We start from the raw sequence: 15,685 nt of genomic DNA, 5'->3' as shown, positions 1-15,685 counted from the left end.
TTTATTGTTTTTTTTAGTTAAACCCAGTCTCCTGTAATGACGCTTTCACTAGTCTCAGATTGGATACCAAGAAGATGATCATTGGTTTCAAAATTGAATTTTTCTTCAGTGATTACTTCAGAAGGGACTTCAAAATCATCTGGATTTTCAGTTGTAAATGGTAATGCATGGGCGACTTTCAATCCGATACTTTCTGCCTGAAGGATATTCAAGGTTGTAGGAAGTCTTGTTAACCATGCTTTTCCTTGTTTTTCTCCTTTTGGTTGTTTCATTTCATCAACAAGTGACAGATAAAGATCATCACCAATTACAGGAACTTCACCACCATTCCAGATTTTTCCGGTTGCTAAGTAGAATTGTACAACATCCTCAAATCCCGGACGAACTGTTACAATTACTCTTGCCATTCCACTTTGCATGAAAGCTCTGAATAAAGGATCTGTATTTTCAGACTGATAAAGATCTGTCCAGTTTTGTCTATTCCCCCAATAATAAGGATACAGATAATAAGAAAGATTATCCCATTCGAAAGCCTGTTCCATAAACTTTACAAAAGCCGTGTATTTATCTAATTTTGAGGAGAGAGTTGTTTCATAGTCTTTAAAAGTACTTCCTTGTGTTAATCCTGATAAACCATAACCATGTGTAGAATCAGTTGCTCTGTCTGCCATGTAGGAAATACAATTTTTACGCAATACGGTATTCTCAATCTGTCTGTAGAAATTCGGGTTTGAGTCTTTGATTTCTACGGCTTTGCTTTGTTCTTCTGCAAGTTTATTATTATAGTCTACTAAGGCTTCCTCATATGCGTCGATAATTGCTTTAAATACCTTTTGCTGCCACGCAATTTTAGATTCTTGATTAAGTTGGCATGTGGCAACAAGGGATCCAGAGATTCCTTTGATATCCCATGTTACCGAAGAAATTGTAATTTTTTCTCTAACTGAACTTAGAGGCATTGAAACATTTCCCCCGGATTCTGTTCCACATATATATACATGAGAAACTGGATTCATACTTCCATTGTTATATGTCCCTCTTCCAACATTTAAAGTTCCTTTTACAAAAATAGCTTCATAGTTTTCAGGGATTTTAAAATCGTTATTGTTATAAACACCAGTCCATCTTCCCGTTCCATTATCATCAAATCCTTGGTTCCTGTCTGAGAATGAATGTGAAACAAAAATAGTTTGATCTGGTTTTTGATCTAATTCAACATTATATTTTCCTGCCCAATATTTAACAATATTATCCCCATTTAAGGTTCCTAATACAGAGAAGTCTTTCATCTGCATTGTTGTGGATGTTCTAGGGTCTTCCGGAAGTATTAAATCTGTTTGATCTGCGCTCTTAATATTCGTCATTCCTAGCAAGTGTAGTTTGGCAGGTTCTGGAACCATGAATTCAAACATCATACGTTTCCCATAGTTATAAATTTGATTTTTCATCAATTTATCAACCCATCTGTAAACACCTACAACATGTTTATCTCCTTTTCTGTTATCTAGACCATGAGAGTTTGTTTCTTCAAATTCATCAATGATTTTTTCAATTCTTTCTTCATGAACTTTTGTGACAATTCTATCCATTGCTCTTGAGGTTATGTCTTGAGCTTGTGTTGTTGCTTGTCTAGTGCTTTCTTCTTTAGACTTATGATTTGCGTAATTCGCTCCTAAGTCTAATGTGTAATTGCTGGTAAATCCTAAGTGAGCATTTGCTGAAATACCAATATCGGTAGACTCTTGCATCATTTTAGAAATCTCATTCTGCATTTCAAAACGATTTGCAGTTGTTGTATCAGTAAGTTGTTCTCTTTCAGTATCGGTAGATGAAGTTGTAGTATTTTCACTTCTTCTTAACCTTCTGGTAGATTTCTCACGATATTCTCTGGCCATTACATTTTCGATGTGCGCTACTTCCCCTTCAACATAAGCATGAGTACTTTGTTCGACTTTTAAATAATCTGCAACCCCAATATTTTTGAAGCCAAATCCAGATGGAATAAAATTATCTTCATCCTCAATAACTACAGGTGGTTGACCTTCCTCAACTTCCAATTCAAATGAACCTGAACTACATGTTCTTGCTTGAATTCCGGGAACGAAAATTTCAGTTATTCTTCCATTTGAAAAGACAATCTTTACTCTCAACGAAGCATCCTGAATGCTATAAAAATCTACTCCGGGGTAATGCAGATCATTTAAGAAAATTGTATTTCCTGTTCTTGATTTTACAAAATAATCACTGTCAATACTTGTTGGTGAATTATTAGGAATCAAATTATAAGAAATGTAGCTTACATCCCATGATAAATCCGGTACTGTTAAGGCTAAATTTTGAGTATATCCTTTATAAACATACTTTGCACAAACCTGATAAGTAAAAGGAACTGAAATTGTTCTGGCAACAGGAACGATTATACCTCCAATACTGGTATAGGTTTCTTCATTCCCTTGTGTATTTTCAAGAATTACGGTATTAAGCCTTTCTTCAGCTTCATTGATCGCTGAAGTGACTTCCGCAAATGTATTTCTACCTTCCAATGATGCTTCAAGATCAGCAATATCTTGTTCTGAAGAGCGCTCGGAAAGCGTTTCCGTTTGTTCAAATTTATGACCTAAAACATCCAGTAACGCGTCAAGATTTTCCGATTTTAATGAATCAACCAGAGTCTCTGCAGCTACCTCATCTCTGAAATTAAATTCAAAATCAGGAAGTTTCGGAAATGGGATTGCTCTCGGTTGTTGGCAAGGATCTTCCGGATTATATTCTGTTTCCGAAGGTCTTACTTCACAATATTCTGTTCTTGCAGCTTCAACGGCTTCATTATATTCCTGAATAAGAGGTTCAATCGTTGCCTGATGAGCTGTGTTTTGAATTTTATATTCTGCCTGATATTCCTTATTATACTGCTTTTCAACTACAATAAGGTTTTTCTTTAAACTCTCAATTCGGTTAAGTTTTATTTTTGCTGTAGAAATTTCCTGTTGTTGCTTCATTTCCTCGGTTGGGAAGCTCTCTCTTACAGCATTATCGGCAATTCTTGATGTGATTTGAGATAAAGAAGGGTTCTCATCTAACATTAATTCTTTTGGAAGTACAATTCTTGCAGCTATTGCTAATTTGAAATCTTCTTCATTCGTTACAGATAAATTGTGCATAGCGAAAAGCATTTGCATAACGACTTCCTTAATGTAGAAATCTTTCTGAGCAACAACCTGATAAATTAAGTTATTCCATAATTGAATGAGTTCGGGAAGTGCATAAATAGGAGGGAATATTTCCTCTTTCTTAACAAGAAATTCTGTATAAGTGCAAGTACTCTTATTTCTGGCTAACCATGTTGCGAAATTATAAAGATCACTAAAGTCATTTTTTAGATAATTTACATCGGTGATACATTGAGTGCTTGTGGAATAATTTTCAGCAGATCCTTTTAAAAGTTCTTTTTTTGTTCCGGTTCCTGTAGTAACGGGGATATAAAAATGATTGTCGGTTTTTAAAACATCAGGAATTAAAATAAATCTTTTGTCCTGATCTTTGTCATCAGAAAGTTGAGGGCTTCTCAAGCTTACGAATCTAAATAATGTTTGTGTTGGTGTGTTTTCTGCAATTGGCGTTGCAGGAGTTTCATTTTCTGCCATTTTGTAATTTTTGGGTTTTAAAAGTTAAATGTTGAAGCTTCTTTTTATTAGAATAGCTTCTGTTTTGCTAGTTTTTTTAGTGGTTTTCCAGCAAAGTATTCCACCTTTTTGTTTACATTTTTTGTTTCATTGTTTTATGTATTGGGTCTTAGTTTTTAGACATAGTTCTGGCTGTCCAGCATTTTGTGAATGGTGAATTCAAAGGTTTTTTGAGATATTATGTAATGGATTTGTGTTTTATAGATGCTTTAAAAGCAATGACTGGAAGTTCCAGAACTATGTTAAAAACAAGAGACAATTAATAACTATCTTCTTCAAGGGTATCTTTCTCAAAATCTTCCCGGAAGAAATTTTCAATGTCGTTGAGATAATTGTCGTAGTCTATCTCTGTATTTTCGATATCGCTCCATTCAATAGTATAGAGATCTTCATCGAAGGTTATATTTGGATTGTGTTTTGATGTTTCCATGCTTTGTGTCTTGGTGCTTCGGTTGAGATTCGAACAGAATTTTGGCTGTTCAGCATTTTGGAATGTTGAATTCAAAAAGTTATTTTTTAGTTTTTAAGGATTATTTTTTGTGTTTTATTTATATTCCAAAGGTAGGAGTGAGGGGCGACAAAACTTGACGTGATTAAAATATTTTAGAAAAAAAATCATTTCCTTTTTAAGTACTTTCTAATCAGAAAGAAAAATAAAATAGAGACAATAAATGATGTAATTCCGGAATTAAAAACATTTCCAATTGGCATATATTTATGTCCGTCTTTTGTGATAGGAGGATTAAAATAATCAAATAAAAAGTAAAAAATAAACCAACCAAAAATGAAAAATAGTATGCTCATAAAAACTGACGCTAATGTTGCTTTCATATTGTTATTCATTTAAATTCTTACTTGACTTTATATATTTAAATATAATCAAAATAGCTTATATTATTATTTTATAAGTTAAATAGCTTATATTTTGTTTTTTATCAATTTCTGTACAATTTGGTTCAATACCTCTCTGTTATCATCAATATAGCTTAATCCGGCCTGTATTAAGTTCTCAATATTAGATCTTCTTACATTATCCATTGCGGGAGAAGCATTTTTCAACGAAGGATTTAGTCGATAATAATTTTTCTGATTTCTCAATCCCAATGTCTGAAACATTTGACCAAGCTGATAATCTACAGTTTCCGCATTTGCAGACATTAAAATGTCAATAATAGGATTTACCCAGCCTATTTTTCCTGCTTTTTCCAATTTTTTGAAAGAATAAGGTCTTGCTTCAATTCCTGTCCCGATAGAAACGACAATCATATCATTTACACTCGGATGATTAGCTTTCTGATGATTTTTGAGCACTTCGGCAAAAGGAATTTTTCTTGCTTCAGCATAGGCGCACAGAGCAGGGTTATTGGCGAACATTCCGCCATCAATTAAACTGAAGATCTGTCCGTACATCGATTTGATCTGAACTGGTGTAAAGTAAGTAGGCGCTGCAGAAGTAGCTCTACATACATCTTTTACATAAAAGTTATCGGCGCTTAAATGAGCATTCCATGAGTTAAATAGTTTGGCTCTTCTGTTTTCGATGTCGTAACTGGTTATTAAGCATGGTTTTATCAATTCTTTAAGTTCTAAATTTCCGAAAAAATCATTCAAATTTTTTTCAAGAGCTTCCTGAGAGATCTTTTCATTTAGCAATCCGAAGGGATTTACCAAACGTTCCCAAAAAGACACCTGAAATATGTCTCCCCCTTTTTCAGCATATAATTCTAATCCTTTTTGGATTGAATATTTTGCCTTTCGGTGTTCATCAGGACAGAGAATAATGGATGCAATCAATCCTCCTGTACTGCTTCCTGCCACAAGATCGAAATAATCACCAAGTCTCGCATTCGGCTGATCATGAAGCTGAAGCTGCTCTTCGATGTAGCGTAGAATAATACAGGTGATGATTCCTCTGATTCCGCCTCCGTCCAAAGAAAGAATGGTTGTCTTTTTCATATGTTTCTTTTACTTTTTTTAAGAAATACTTTTCAACTTTAGACAAGTAAAACCAATAGTTTTCAGAAAAATGACTATTGGTTTTAACTTGTCATAATAAAGTTTTTAGTGTTTTTCTATACAATAAAGATAACCTGAGAAGGCGACAGAACTTGTCGTATTAAAAAATAAATTACATAGGCTTTATATAAAGTATTTAACTCAATAAAGTAGAGAGTATCTTTATCTGATTTTGGATTGTTTAGTTGGTAATAATATTCCATATTATTAATTCCTTTAAAAATGGTTTCTTTTGTTCCAATTTTTACTTTAAAGTAATCTTTAGTTTTTTGATAAAAAGATGAGTTCCAACTTGGAGTTTCATCAGGGAATCTTGAGTTACTACCACCATTACCAATTCCTTTTAGTCCATTAACAATAGGATTATCAAAATTAAAATGATTACTAATTACCTGTTGATTATCTAAAGCTATATTTTTAAGATTTTTTGAATACAATTTATTCTGAATATTACAATCCATACATTGGTAATCAATAATTGAAATAGGGAATTTATCAAAATCCTTTTTTGTGAAGTTTTTAAGTTCTTTGATTTTTTTTATAGTAATCTCTTTCTTATTAGTGTGGTCTGGAAGATTTGCTATTTCCGGATATTTATCAACCCAAGGGATTTTATAACCATAACAAAATATTACAGATATAAATAAAATGATACTAACTCCTATTTTTAAGGATTGTTTTCTTTTGGGAATAATCCATTTATTTAGAATGTAATAAAAAGGAAGTATGTATAATATGAGAATCGCTATCATCAGATTGTGACATTTAACTACAAATTTATTCTTTTTTGATTATGGTAAAATCACATATCCATCCTTATCCATTTTCATTTTCAACAACGCTCTCCAGCTCGTTTTCACCAAGCCTTTCTTAGTTGGGATATTCTTCTTTTCAAAGTGGGGGAGATCTTTAAAAGTCTTCCAGTTTCCACCCCAATCCCAACCGTGTTTTGCGAAAATTTTCACACACTCGTACCAATCTGCGACTTTATCGTTGTCCCAGTCTTTTACCGTGTCCCAACTTGCGGTTTTCCCGTCAATCATCATACAGATATCGACTGCAAGCCCGTAATTGTGGATGCTTTGTCCCGCTTTGGCATTGGTTACTTTTTTTCCTGAGGTAATTCTTCCGATGGCATAGAGTTTTTCCTGTTCTTCAAAACTCCTTAATCCTTGTGTAATTCTCACTTTTGCTCTTCCGGTTAATGCTTTATCACATTCCTGAATAATCTGCTTGACTTCCTCTCTTACCAAAGGGTGAAGTTTTTCAATTCTCTGTATCGTTACTTTATCCATAGTATCAATTTTTTAGCGTTTTTGGAAGACAAAATTAAACTTGAGAGGCGACAAAACTTGACGTATTTAAAATAAATTAATCTTTTGTAAATCAGTTGTTTAATTTAGTTTTAAAATTTTAAATAATTATACTATTCTGCTTTAAAAGTTATAATTTTGTGTATTGAAATGTTCCGTTTTTTGAATCATGTATGCTTTAGTAGATTGCAACAATTTCTTTGTTTCCTGTTATCGAAAGTTATTGTTTATCAAAAGTAAATAAGGATTTGGCTGCTAATTTTCTGATTAACAGTTTTAATTTTGATAAAAATGTTTTGATAATAATGTAGTACGTATTCTTTTGTTGATTGACACACATCAAACATTCAGTATTCGATATGGTTTTTATTTACATTTTGACTTTTTTTAAGATTTTTCTTTCAAAATATCTAAAAGCCAAAGCGAAACAATTCTCGAAACTTGCTAAAAAACTTCCCACAAGTGCTGCTGATTGATAATCAAATCCCATTGATATTGGAATACCTCCTAAAACAGCACCTAAAGAATTATCAATATTAAATCCTACCTGAGTTAAAGATTCTCCAAGGATTTCGGCATTTTTAGCACTGCGGATCATCAATATCTGAATGGGATCGGCTACTGATACGGAGAGGGTTCACGCACAAAATGTTAAGAATAATGAAGTATAATAATTCTTCGAAAATAAAAAGATGCTTAAGATCACTTAGTTTTGCTCCAAAAATTACTAACAAACATTCCGATTTCTACTAGAATCATCAAGTATGATATGATACTTTTAAAGGAGATATATAGGTAATCTAGGCGAATAGTCCGCCAGTTCCAATAAAAATAATCAATAGTGACAACCAAACTTTTACTGACTTGAAAATGAACAATTCACTTTTAATGCTTCCATTTGTATTATTCTCAATATGTGGTAACATATTATATAATAGGGAAACAAGTGAGCAATCCTAAAATGACAACAGTGGCATAAGTAAAACGCCAGGAAAATTCGTGCTCCATCCAAGTACCCAAGGGTACAAAAACTAAATTGGTTTCTGGTTATAAGACTAAAAGGTTAGAGTAATTACAAGACTTCGTGGCATTTGTAAATTCTGTACCCATAGTTTAGGTTAAAATTTAAGAGCTGATTATAAAAATCAGCTCTTACTTCTCTCCTTAGCAATATCCTCATCCGTTCGGTTATCGTAAATGGTGATTTTATCCAATTCTTGCTGCATATTTTTAAATTCACCATCAGTAAGAATAACATCCTCTGCACTTTGATTTTCTGCAATATATTCTTTTTTTCTTGCTCCTAGTATCGGCGAAATAAAGTCATTGCCGTAAAATATCAAGGCCAATGAAATTAAACCAGCAATAATCAACTGTACTTACCTTTAAATCCTTTTTTCTAAATTACATATTTTTATCCTTATAATTCACTAAACCATTTTACCACTTCCGGTTCTGTATGGTTTTTAAATGTACTTTTTCCCGTGTCAATAGATTTTATTATGTCCATATCGGAATCGTCCAATTTGAAATCAAAAACATTAATGTTTTCTTTGATACGCTCTACATGAACAGACTTTGGAATGACCACAATACCTCTCTGAATAAGCCAACGCAACACTACCTGCGCTACCGATTTATTGTATTTACTAGCAATGTCTTTTAATACGTCATTATTAAAAACGTTCAATACTCCTTGACCAAATGGTGACCACGATTGGTGCAATATGCCATTTTCTGATAAAAATCTGTTGTTCTCAATCTGCTGATTAAAGGGATGTGTCTCAATTTGGTTAACAGCCGGTTTAATTTCATTGTATAGCATAAAATCCATCGCTCTGTCCGGGCGAAAATTACTCACACCAATAGCACGGATTTCCCCTTTTTTGTACAATTCTTCCATAGCTCTCCAAGAACCATACACATCATTGAAAGGTTGGTGAATCAGATAAAGGTCTAAATAATCCAACCCTAAATTCTTAAGAGATATTTCGAATGCTTTTTTTGTATTTTCATAGCCGGCATCTTGCAGCCAAAGTTTTGTCGTTATGAAAAGTTTTTCACGAGCTACACCGCTGTTTTTAATACCTTTTCCAACAGCTACTTCATTTCCATATTTTGAAGCGGTATCAATTAGGCGATAGCCTGCTTTAATAGCTTCTTCTACGCTCTTTTCACATTCAGCCAGGTCATTCATTTGGTAAACACCAAAACCAAGCATAGGCATTTCTACGCCATTATTTAATTTTATAAATTCCATTTCTTTATTTTGTTATTTTAATGAATAAAATGATATCTCTAAGCTTGTATTTTCGTTTTTCTACCTGCTATAATTTTTTTAAAGGCCGCTACATCAAAAAGATTAGGCAATGGTCCGCCGTGTAAATTTTTATTTAGATTGTCGATTGCCGCCATGTCATCAGCAGTTAACTCAAAGTCAAAGATATCGATGTTGTATAGCAGACGTTCGTAATGTTGCGATTTAGGAATAGCAATCATTCCGTTTTGAACATGCCATCTAAGAACAATCTGAGCCGTTACTTTTTTGTACTTTTCTGCGAGCTTGACGATTGTATAATCTTGTAAAAGTCTAATAGGTGCTGTTGGATTACTTGCACTATTTGTAAGCTCACCACCTATTGGTCCCCAACATTCCGTTACAATTCCGTGATTTTTATGGAAGCCTCTCAAGTCTTTTTGAATAAGATAAGGATGTAGTTCCACTTGATTAATTGCTGGTACAACAGAAGTTTGCTTCATTAGATTTTCAAGATGCTCAATAGTGAAGTTGCTAACACCGATGGCACGGATTTTTTTATCAACATATAATTTTTCCAAAGCTTTGTAAGCTTGTACCGTTTTGTCAAAATCTGTTGGTACCGGCCAATGCAAAATATATAAATCGATATAATCCAATCCTAACAATTTTAAACTATTTTCAAATCCTTTTATAGCATTGTCGTAACCGAAATCTTCAATCCACAATTTAGTAGTGACAAATAATTCGGAGCGTTTTACTCCGCTTCGTTTTATTCCCTCACCTACTTCTTTTTCGTTTCCATAATTGGTGGCAGTATCCACCAAACGATATCCATTTTGTAATGCGAAAGCAATGTCATCTGCCGCCTGAATCGTAGGTAAAGCAAAAGACCCAACACCCAAAACTGGCATTTCAACTCCGTTATTAAGCTTTATGGTTGGACTTTTTGCGGGTACTATGTCCGCATTTTGGTTTACATTCATAGCAGTACTATTTAAAATTGAACCTGCAGAAGCAACACTTGATACAGCTAAAGCACCAGATGCTAGTCCTGCTTTTTTGATAAAATCTCTTCGATTAGTCATAATATTATATTTTGTATTTGTGTAAATATTAGGTTATTGTTTAACAGGAGAATTGTTAGCATAACAAGTTGTGCATTCGCAAGTCTACCAATACATCATATGATCATTGAGCTTACAATAACGATATATTGCAGTTGATGGATGAGCAATAGTAATAACTTCCCAAGAACAATTTGGAAGATGAGTGAGATTTGTATTCTTAACACAATTACTTTGATAATGTTTGAAAATTTCTGCTAAAATCGCCTTGATTTGATCATTATTATCGGCAGAAAACTTAAATATCCTTTATTATTAAGAAACTCAATATGAACAGCTCTTTGTTCCTCAAGTTCAACCTTACTTTTTTTTATTTTTGCACATTTTAGAATGCTTTCCACTGAAAAATTTTGATTGTCAGTTTATGATTAAGCATAGAAATTCAGGGTTGTTAACTGCAATATCATAGCAGTCATCTTTAAAAATTTTGATTTCATAACTACTTTGATTAGGTGTTTTAAAGTTCTATTTAATGGTGTATCCTCCATCAGGCACTACGGCTTGGCCAATCATAAATCCAGCGGCTTCACTTGATAACCAAAGTACAGTGGAAGCTAACTCTTCAGATTTTCCCATTCTCCCTCTTGGAATACTACTAATGATAGCATCCATATGTTCGGGATGATCAGCCACGGCATTCGCAACCATTGGCGTATTGGTAGTTCCCGGACAAATGCAGTTCACACGAATTCCTTTGGGAGCATATTCTAGCGCTGTTGCTTTGGTTAGTCCTACAACACCGTGTTTGGCAGCAGTGTAAGCGCCCAAATTGGCAGTTCCCACAATTCCACTTTGCGAAGAGCAGTTAACAATAGAACCAGAACCCTGTTGACGCATTACTTGTAATTCATATTTCATACAAAGCCATATACCTTTTAGATTTACAGCGATTGCTCTGTCGAAATCTTCAGATAAGGCATCGGCTGTTTCAGCTACGGCAACGTGCATACCAGCATTATTGTAAGCAACATCCAACTTTCCAAATTTTTGAACTACCTTTTCCAGCATACTTTTTACTTCAGCTTCGTTGCTTACATCGCATTTAATACCTATCACATTATACCCTTTATCTGAAAGCAATTTCACTGCTTCATCTAATGCTTGCTGATTGAAATCAGACAACACCACAGAAGCACCTGACTCTGCAAATTGTGTCGCTGTTTCTAACCCTAACCCTGAAGCTGCACCAGTAACTAATGCCACTTTATTTTTGAATGATATTTCCATTTTTGATTGTTTTAATTTTTTTGTTTTTACAAAATTATCAGCTTAAAAGTAGAGCTACTTATACCAATTACAGATATACTGTTACATTTTACGGAAATAGCTAACATTCTGTTTCACATTATAATAATTTGAATAAATTTGCTATTAAGAAATAGAAATGTAATGAATAACACAGTGAACTTTGATACGGTTGATAGTTACAATAAATACGGAGGTCAAACCACTATGAATCCTTTGGTGAGTATTGTAGATTTATCGCAAGGACCGCTGAATTGTTATACTCAATTAAATGTTGGCTTGTATATTATTGTTTTTAAAGACAAGTACTGCGGTGAAATAGAATACGGCAGAAGTTCGTACGATTATAATGAAGGAGCCCTTTTATTTTTCTCTCCAGGACAGGTAATTCGTTTAGAGGAAACGGAAGAACTACACCAACCCAAAGGCTATGCATTGGCATTTCATCCAGATTTTCTGCACAGAACCTCACTACTCAAAAACTTTCACGAATACACTTTTTTCAATTACGCAATGAAAGAGGCACTTTATATGTCCGAAAAAGAGCAAACCGATATACTTGATTGCTTTGCTAGGATAAAATCAGAAATTGAAAGACCTATTGATCAGCATAGCAAAAGAGTAATCATCTCTGCTATCGAACTGTTATTGAGTTACTGTATCCGTTTTTACGATCGGCAGTTTATAACCAGAGAGAAAATGAACTATGGTATCCTTGAACGTTTTGAAGAATTAGTAAGAAATTATTATCAGTCTGAACTACCCACCGATTTAGGTTTACCAACAGTAAATTATTGTGCATCAGAATTATTTTTATCACCTAATTATTTTGGTGATTTGATTAAGAAAGAAACTGGAAAAACAGCCCACGAGTACATTCAAAATACGATTATAAATGTTGCAAAAAACAAAGTAGCCGATCCTTCAAAATCTTTGGGAGAGATTGCCTATGAATTGGGGTTTAAAAGTCCTTCCCATTTTTCAAAATTATTCAAGCAAAAGACTGGAAAAACCCCGAATGAATATCGAATGGAAGTTTAATGGCTCAAAACATCGTTTTGTGAGACTTAGTTATATCTAATATTTCGACCATTTTTTCAAATCTGTTCTGCGATCTTTTACGCGAATTCCAATTCTTTTGAATAACGTTTTTTCTATTTCTACTCCTTTTTCTATTTCAATTTCATAAACTTCGCACATGTCTTTAAGATAATAGATTTCTGAATCAGCAAATCCCCATCTTTCTTTTAATAATTCAAATTCATTTTGATTTAGTTCTGCGGGCTTTTTGGAATTAAAAAATGCACTTAATTCGCTATAAATTGTTGCAATATGTTCTTCAAACAATGAAACGTCTCCATTTGCAAATCTTTCAGCATAATCTTTTGCCGTTGGATTTTCATTATTTAATTTTTTGAATTCGTGACCATAACTTATTGCCATTGTGAAAAATTCGACAATATCAACATCGTAAGGTTCTCCCATGAGTTCTTTGAAATCTTTTACAAGATATTCTTCTTCAAAATTATTACTGCGTTTCTGATTGCATTTTGAGCACAATAATCTAATATTATGTTCTTCTGTTGCCCCACCTTTAGACCACGGGATTATATGGTCAAAATGAATATTTTCATCTAAAACTGCATTTCCACAACTACGACAAATTTGATTTTCTCTTTTTAAGACTTTAAATTGAATAGTTCTTGGAATGGTCCGGGAAATTCTTCTTAATTCTTTTGTTTCCGTAAATGGTTCCGCAACATAAAAAACCGGACAGTCATGTCCGAAAATCCGACAACTTTTTTCGTCATTTTCAGTTTGAATAGGAAAATCTTCAACTAATGGACCGTAGGGACAATATTTTAGTTCCCAACAAGGTTTACAGACCGAAGTAACTCTTTTATTCCAATCTATTTTCTTTCCCCAAGTTAAGAAGAAATCGTCTGATTTATCCATAGTATTATAATAGGTTGTTTTTTTAAATCGTATTTTGATATAAATAATCTATAAGTATTTGCTTTTCTTGCATTTGATCATTTTTTTAGATTTATCTTTTAGCTTTAGTATTAGTATTAGATAAAAAAATAAAGCTACACTAGTAACCATAGTTGATAAGATAACCGCTGAGTAAATAATATCAATATATGTATTTCTCACTTCTATCTGTATTAAAATAAAACACAAAAGAAACACTATTAAGAATAGAAAAGATGTTATATAGAGTAGATTTTTATTTTTCATCGAATCGTATTTTGAGATTAGTTATAGTGTTGTTTGTTCAAAATCAAGTTCGAATTCTACGTTACCTACTTCATTTTTGCCAAATACAGCTACGCAAATTAATTCTGGAAAATCGGAAGTCCAAAATCCAAAATTGAGTTTTTCTCCTTCTTTAATATCAAGTGTTTTGGCAATTTTTTCAGCCTCTTTTTGACTTAAGATTTGAAGATCTTCGAAAGAATCAGTAGTTTTTCCAATTGAAACGTTATTAGTACTCATTATTATTATTATTATTATTATTATGTTTTTAATGTGAAAATTTTTTTTAAATAAAAAGGACCATCATAAGGTGCTGTTAACAAAATGGTGCTATATAAAGAATATAGAATAATTAATGTCAAAATAGATAATTGAAAATTTTAAAATTCTAATAAAATTTGTGGAACTAAAAAATACGAAAACTTTCAAAAGTTGAAAGTTCGTTAAAATTAAATATTTAAGATTATGGATTCATTTACAGTAGTATTAATATATACGATAGCATTATTTTGTCTAGGAATTATTAGGAGCAAAAGATTTAATGGATCTTTTAATTTCAACTTCCTTAATGGATTCACAATAGATATTGAGGCAAAAAAGTAACAAAAAACAGTTTTTCTATTTTAGAAGAGCTGTTTTTAAATTAATTCAGGTGATCTGATTTTAGTTCGTTAAAATCGTTCCGGAAAGAACATATCCATTCCGGAACTGGTAGCCATTAGCAAAATAAAAAAACAGAAGCGATTTTCGAACACAATTTTAGTTCTGATCTTTTAGTGAACGTTTAAATGTTATTGCTAAAGAATCTGATTTAGTTTATCAATTAAATTTTGAATCTTTACCTTGTGTTCGTCAATTTTGGTTTTAGCAAAACCTCCATTAACTTGAATCCAAATTGGGTTATTACCTGTATGTAAAGTATCAATTATATCCTTTGATTCTTGCAAAGATGTATCATCGCTTACACTGTTTAATAATTCTCTTAGTTCATTTGCTGTTTGTTCGTCCATAATAATTGTTATTAATAATTAAATAAAAAATATGCAAAAATTTATCCAAAATTTTAGTGTGCCATTTTGACATGTAACCACAGTAAAATATAATTACTTTTTTGATAGTTTATCATTTAACAGCTCAATATCCTTTCTTAAAACTAAAAACATATCCTTCAAGTTATAGTTTTCAAAATTATCGGGTTCAAAATCTTGAGGAAAAATTCCTGAAGCATACTGCCATATTTCAACGATTTCTCCCAATGGAATTTCATAAGGTTTATAGAATGAGTTATCAGCGGTTATAGTTATTGATTTCTTATTTCTGGAAGTAAGTCTTTTATAAGAAATACCATCATTTAACGTAACAAAAACATAACTTTTATTTGGTTTCAGATCATTAATGTTTTCAAGATATTTTCCAATAATATACGAACCATCTTTAAATGGTGGCATAGAATCTCCTTGAGCCGGGAATGCTCTGTATTTACCATTGGTTAAAAAAGGTAAAGAAATTCTCTGTAAGCTTTCAATATATTCAGGGTCACTATACCCCGATAAATAACCCATAGAAGCTTTTTGCGGAACAATTTCAATACTGTTATTACCCAATTGGTCTACTACAACTGGTAATACAATTCTGTTATCCGGAAGTTTTAATATATCTTCCAAAGGATACTTTCTGATATCTACCGTGAGAAGTAAATCAATACTCAAATTGAAATATTTTGAAATTCTAATGAGTAGCTCGTAAGGAGCCTCAGAACGTCCGTCCTCATATTTGGAATAACGA

The 15,685-nt window shown here is 32.6% G+C and carries 15 protein-coding genes; 1 reads left to right on the top strand and 14 read right to left on the bottom strand.

The genetic code is table 11. The features are described 5' to 3' along the window. Positions 1 to 17 precede the first annotated feature (17 nt). The 10 genes from RM51_RS19600 to RM51_RS14615 form a co-directional block, all read right to left on the bottom strand. On the bottom strand, positions 18 to 3,644 hold the full coding sequence (locus RM51_RS19600) for a hypothetical protein (protein ID WP_185095012.1): 3,627 nt from the start codon (positions 3,642 to 3,644) through the stop codon (positions 18 to 20). A 298-nt stretch (positions 3,645 to 3,942) separates the two neighbouring features. Then, positions 3,943 to 4,188 carry a hypothetical protein gene (locus RM51_RS19415; RefSeq protein ID WP_131667080.1) on the bottom strand — a complete coding sequence of 82 codons (246 nt, stop codon included), beginning with the start codon at positions 4,186 to 4,188 and terminating at the stop codon, positions 3,943 to 3,945. Positions 4,189 to 4,601: 413 nt separating this feature from the next. After that, positions 4,602 to 5,639, bottom strand: a complete 1,038-nt coding sequence (locus tag RM51_RS14650) for a patatin-like phospholipase family protein (protein ID WP_039371168.1) — start codon at positions 5,637 to 5,639, stop codon at positions 4,602 to 4,604. Between the two features lie 116 nt (positions 5,640 to 5,755). After that, positions 5,756 to 6,451 (bottom strand): hypothetical protein, encoded by a 696-nt coding sequence (locus tag RM51_RS14645; RefSeq protein WP_039371165.1) that lies wholly within the window; start codon positions 6,449 to 6,451, stop codon positions 5,756 to 5,758. A 39-nt stretch (positions 6,452 to 6,490) separates the two neighbouring features. Next, positions 6,491 to 6,994, bottom strand: coding sequence for a M15 family metallopeptidase (locus RM51_RS14640; RefSeq protein ID WP_039371163.1), 504 nt, complete (start codon positions 6,992 to 6,994; stop codon positions 6,491 to 6,493). Between the two features lie 388 nt (positions 6,995 to 7,382). Further along, positions 7,383 to 7,610 (bottom strand): hypothetical protein, encoded by a 228-nt coding sequence (locus RM51_RS14635; RefSeq protein WP_039371160.1) that lies wholly within the window; start codon positions 7,608 to 7,610, stop codon positions 7,383 to 7,385. 547 nt (positions 7,611 to 8,157) lie between these two features. Beyond that, a complete protein-coding gene (locus RM51_RS14630; RefSeq protein WP_165585011.1) occupies positions 8,158 to 8,355 on the bottom strand; it encodes a hypothetical protein in 198 nt (65 codons plus the stop codon). A 77-nt stretch (positions 8,356 to 8,432) separates the two neighbouring features. Beyond that, positions 8,433 to 9,272, bottom strand: a complete 840-nt coding sequence (locus RM51_RS14625) for an aldo/keto reductase (protein ID WP_039371154.1) — start codon at positions 9,270 to 9,272, stop codon at positions 8,433 to 8,435. Between the two features lie 38 nt (positions 9,273 to 9,310). Then, complete coding sequence (locus RM51_RS14620) at positions 9,311 to 10,357, bottom strand: aldo/keto reductase (protein ID WP_084111156.1); 1,047 nt, start codon at positions 10,355 to 10,357, stop codon at positions 9,311 to 9,313. Positions 10,358 to 10,861: 504 nt separating this feature from the next. Next, positions 10,862 to 11,623 carry an SDR family NAD(P)-dependent oxidoreductase gene (locus RM51_RS14615; protein ID WP_039371151.1) on the bottom strand — a complete coding sequence of 254 codons (762 nt, stop codon included), beginning with the start codon at positions 11,621 to 11,623 and terminating at the stop codon, positions 10,862 to 10,864. 162 nt (positions 11,624 to 11,785) lie between these two features. On the opposite strand from RM51_RS14615, the gene RM51_RS14610 reads away from it, so the two are divergent. Then, on the top strand, positions 11,786 to 12,682 hold the full coding sequence (locus RM51_RS14610; RefSeq protein ID WP_039371147.1) for a helix-turn-helix domain-containing protein: 897 nt from the start codon (positions 11,786 to 11,788) through the stop codon (positions 12,680 to 12,682). Positions 12,683 to 12,718: 36 nt separating this feature from the next. Here RM51_RS14610 and RM51_RS19175 read toward each other — a convergent pair whose 3' ends face one another. The 4 genes from RM51_RS19175 to RM51_RS19530 all read right to left on the bottom strand — a co-directional run. After that, complete coding sequence (locus tag RM51_RS19175) at positions 12,719 to 13,597, bottom strand: HNH endonuclease (protein WP_052248521.1); 879 nt, start codon at positions 13,595 to 13,597, stop codon at positions 12,719 to 12,721. Between the two features lie 306 nt (positions 13,598 to 13,903). Then, the gene (locus RM51_RS14600; protein ID WP_039371146.1) at positions 13,904 to 14,140 is read right to left on the bottom strand and encodes a hypothetical protein; all 237 of its coding nucleotides are present in this window, start codon (positions 14,138 to 14,140) and stop codon (positions 13,904 to 13,906) included. Between the two features lie 557 nt (positions 14,141 to 14,697). After that, positions 14,698 to 14,910, bottom strand: a complete 213-nt coding sequence (locus RM51_RS14595; protein ID WP_039371143.1) for a hypothetical protein — start codon at positions 14,908 to 14,910, stop codon at positions 14,698 to 14,700. Between the two features lie 93 nt (positions 14,911 to 15,003). Next, the coding region (locus RM51_RS19530) for an XRE family transcriptional regulator (protein WP_039371140.1) at positions 15,004 to 15,685 on the bottom strand (682 nt) is incomplete at its 5' end.

This window comes from Chryseobacterium taiwanense (assembly GCF_000813825.1).
GTDB classification, from domain to species: Bacteria; Bacteroidota; Bacteroidia; order Flavobacteriales; family Weeksellaceae; genus Chryseobacterium; species Chryseobacterium taiwanense.
The sequence above is the reverse complement of the archived record's forward strand: the minus strand, read 5'-3'. Positions and strand labels throughout refer to the sequence as shown.

Excerpts from the sequence above, each read along its gene's own strand:
- RM51_RS19600 (WP_185095012.1), bottom strand. The coding sequence starts at position 3,644 with ATGGCAGAAAATGAAACTCCTGCAACGCCAATTGCAGAAAACACACCA.
- RM51_RS14650 (WP_039371168.1), bottom strand. The coding sequence starts at position 5,639 with ATGAAAAAGACAACCATTCTTTCTTTGGACGGAGGCGGAATCAGAGGA.
- RM51_RS14645 (WP_039371165.1), bottom strand. The coding sequence starts at position 6,451 with ATGATAGCGATTCTCATATTATACATACTTCCTTTTTATTACATTCTA.
- RM51_RS14640 (WP_039371163.1), bottom strand. The coding sequence starts at position 6,994 with ATGGATAAAGTAACGATACAGAGAATTGAAAAACTTCACCCTTTGGTA.
- RM51_RS14635 (WP_039371160.1), bottom strand. The coding sequence starts at position 7,610 with ATGATCCGCAGTGCTAAAAATGCCGAAATCCTTGGAGAATCTTTAACT.
- RM51_RS14625 (WP_039371154.1), bottom strand. The coding sequence starts at position 9,272 with ATGGAATTTATAAAATTAAATAATGGCGTAGAAATGCCTATGCTTGGT.
- RM51_RS14620 (WP_084111156.1), bottom strand. The coding sequence starts at position 10,357 with ATGACTAATCGAAGAGATTTTATCAAAAAAGCAGGACTAGCATCTGGT.
- RM51_RS14615 (WP_039371151.1), bottom strand. The coding sequence starts at position 11,623 with ATGGAAATATCATTCAAAAATAAAGTGGCATTAGTTACTGGTGCAGCT.
- RM51_RS14610 (WP_039371147.1), top strand. The coding sequence starts at position 11,786 with ATGAATAACACAGTGAACTTTGATACGGTTGATAGTTACAATAAATAC.
- RM51_RS19175 (WP_052248521.1), bottom strand. The coding sequence starts at position 13,597 with ATGGATAAATCAGACGATTTCTTCTTAACTTGGGGAAAGAAAATAGAT.
- RM51_RS14600 (WP_039371146.1), bottom strand. The coding sequence starts at position 14,140 with ATGAGTACTAATAACGTTTCAATTGGAAAAACTACTGATTCTTTCGAA.
- RM51_RS14595 (WP_039371143.1), bottom strand. The coding sequence starts at position 14,910 with ATGGACGAACAAACAGCAAATGAACTAAGAGAATTATTAAACAGTGTA.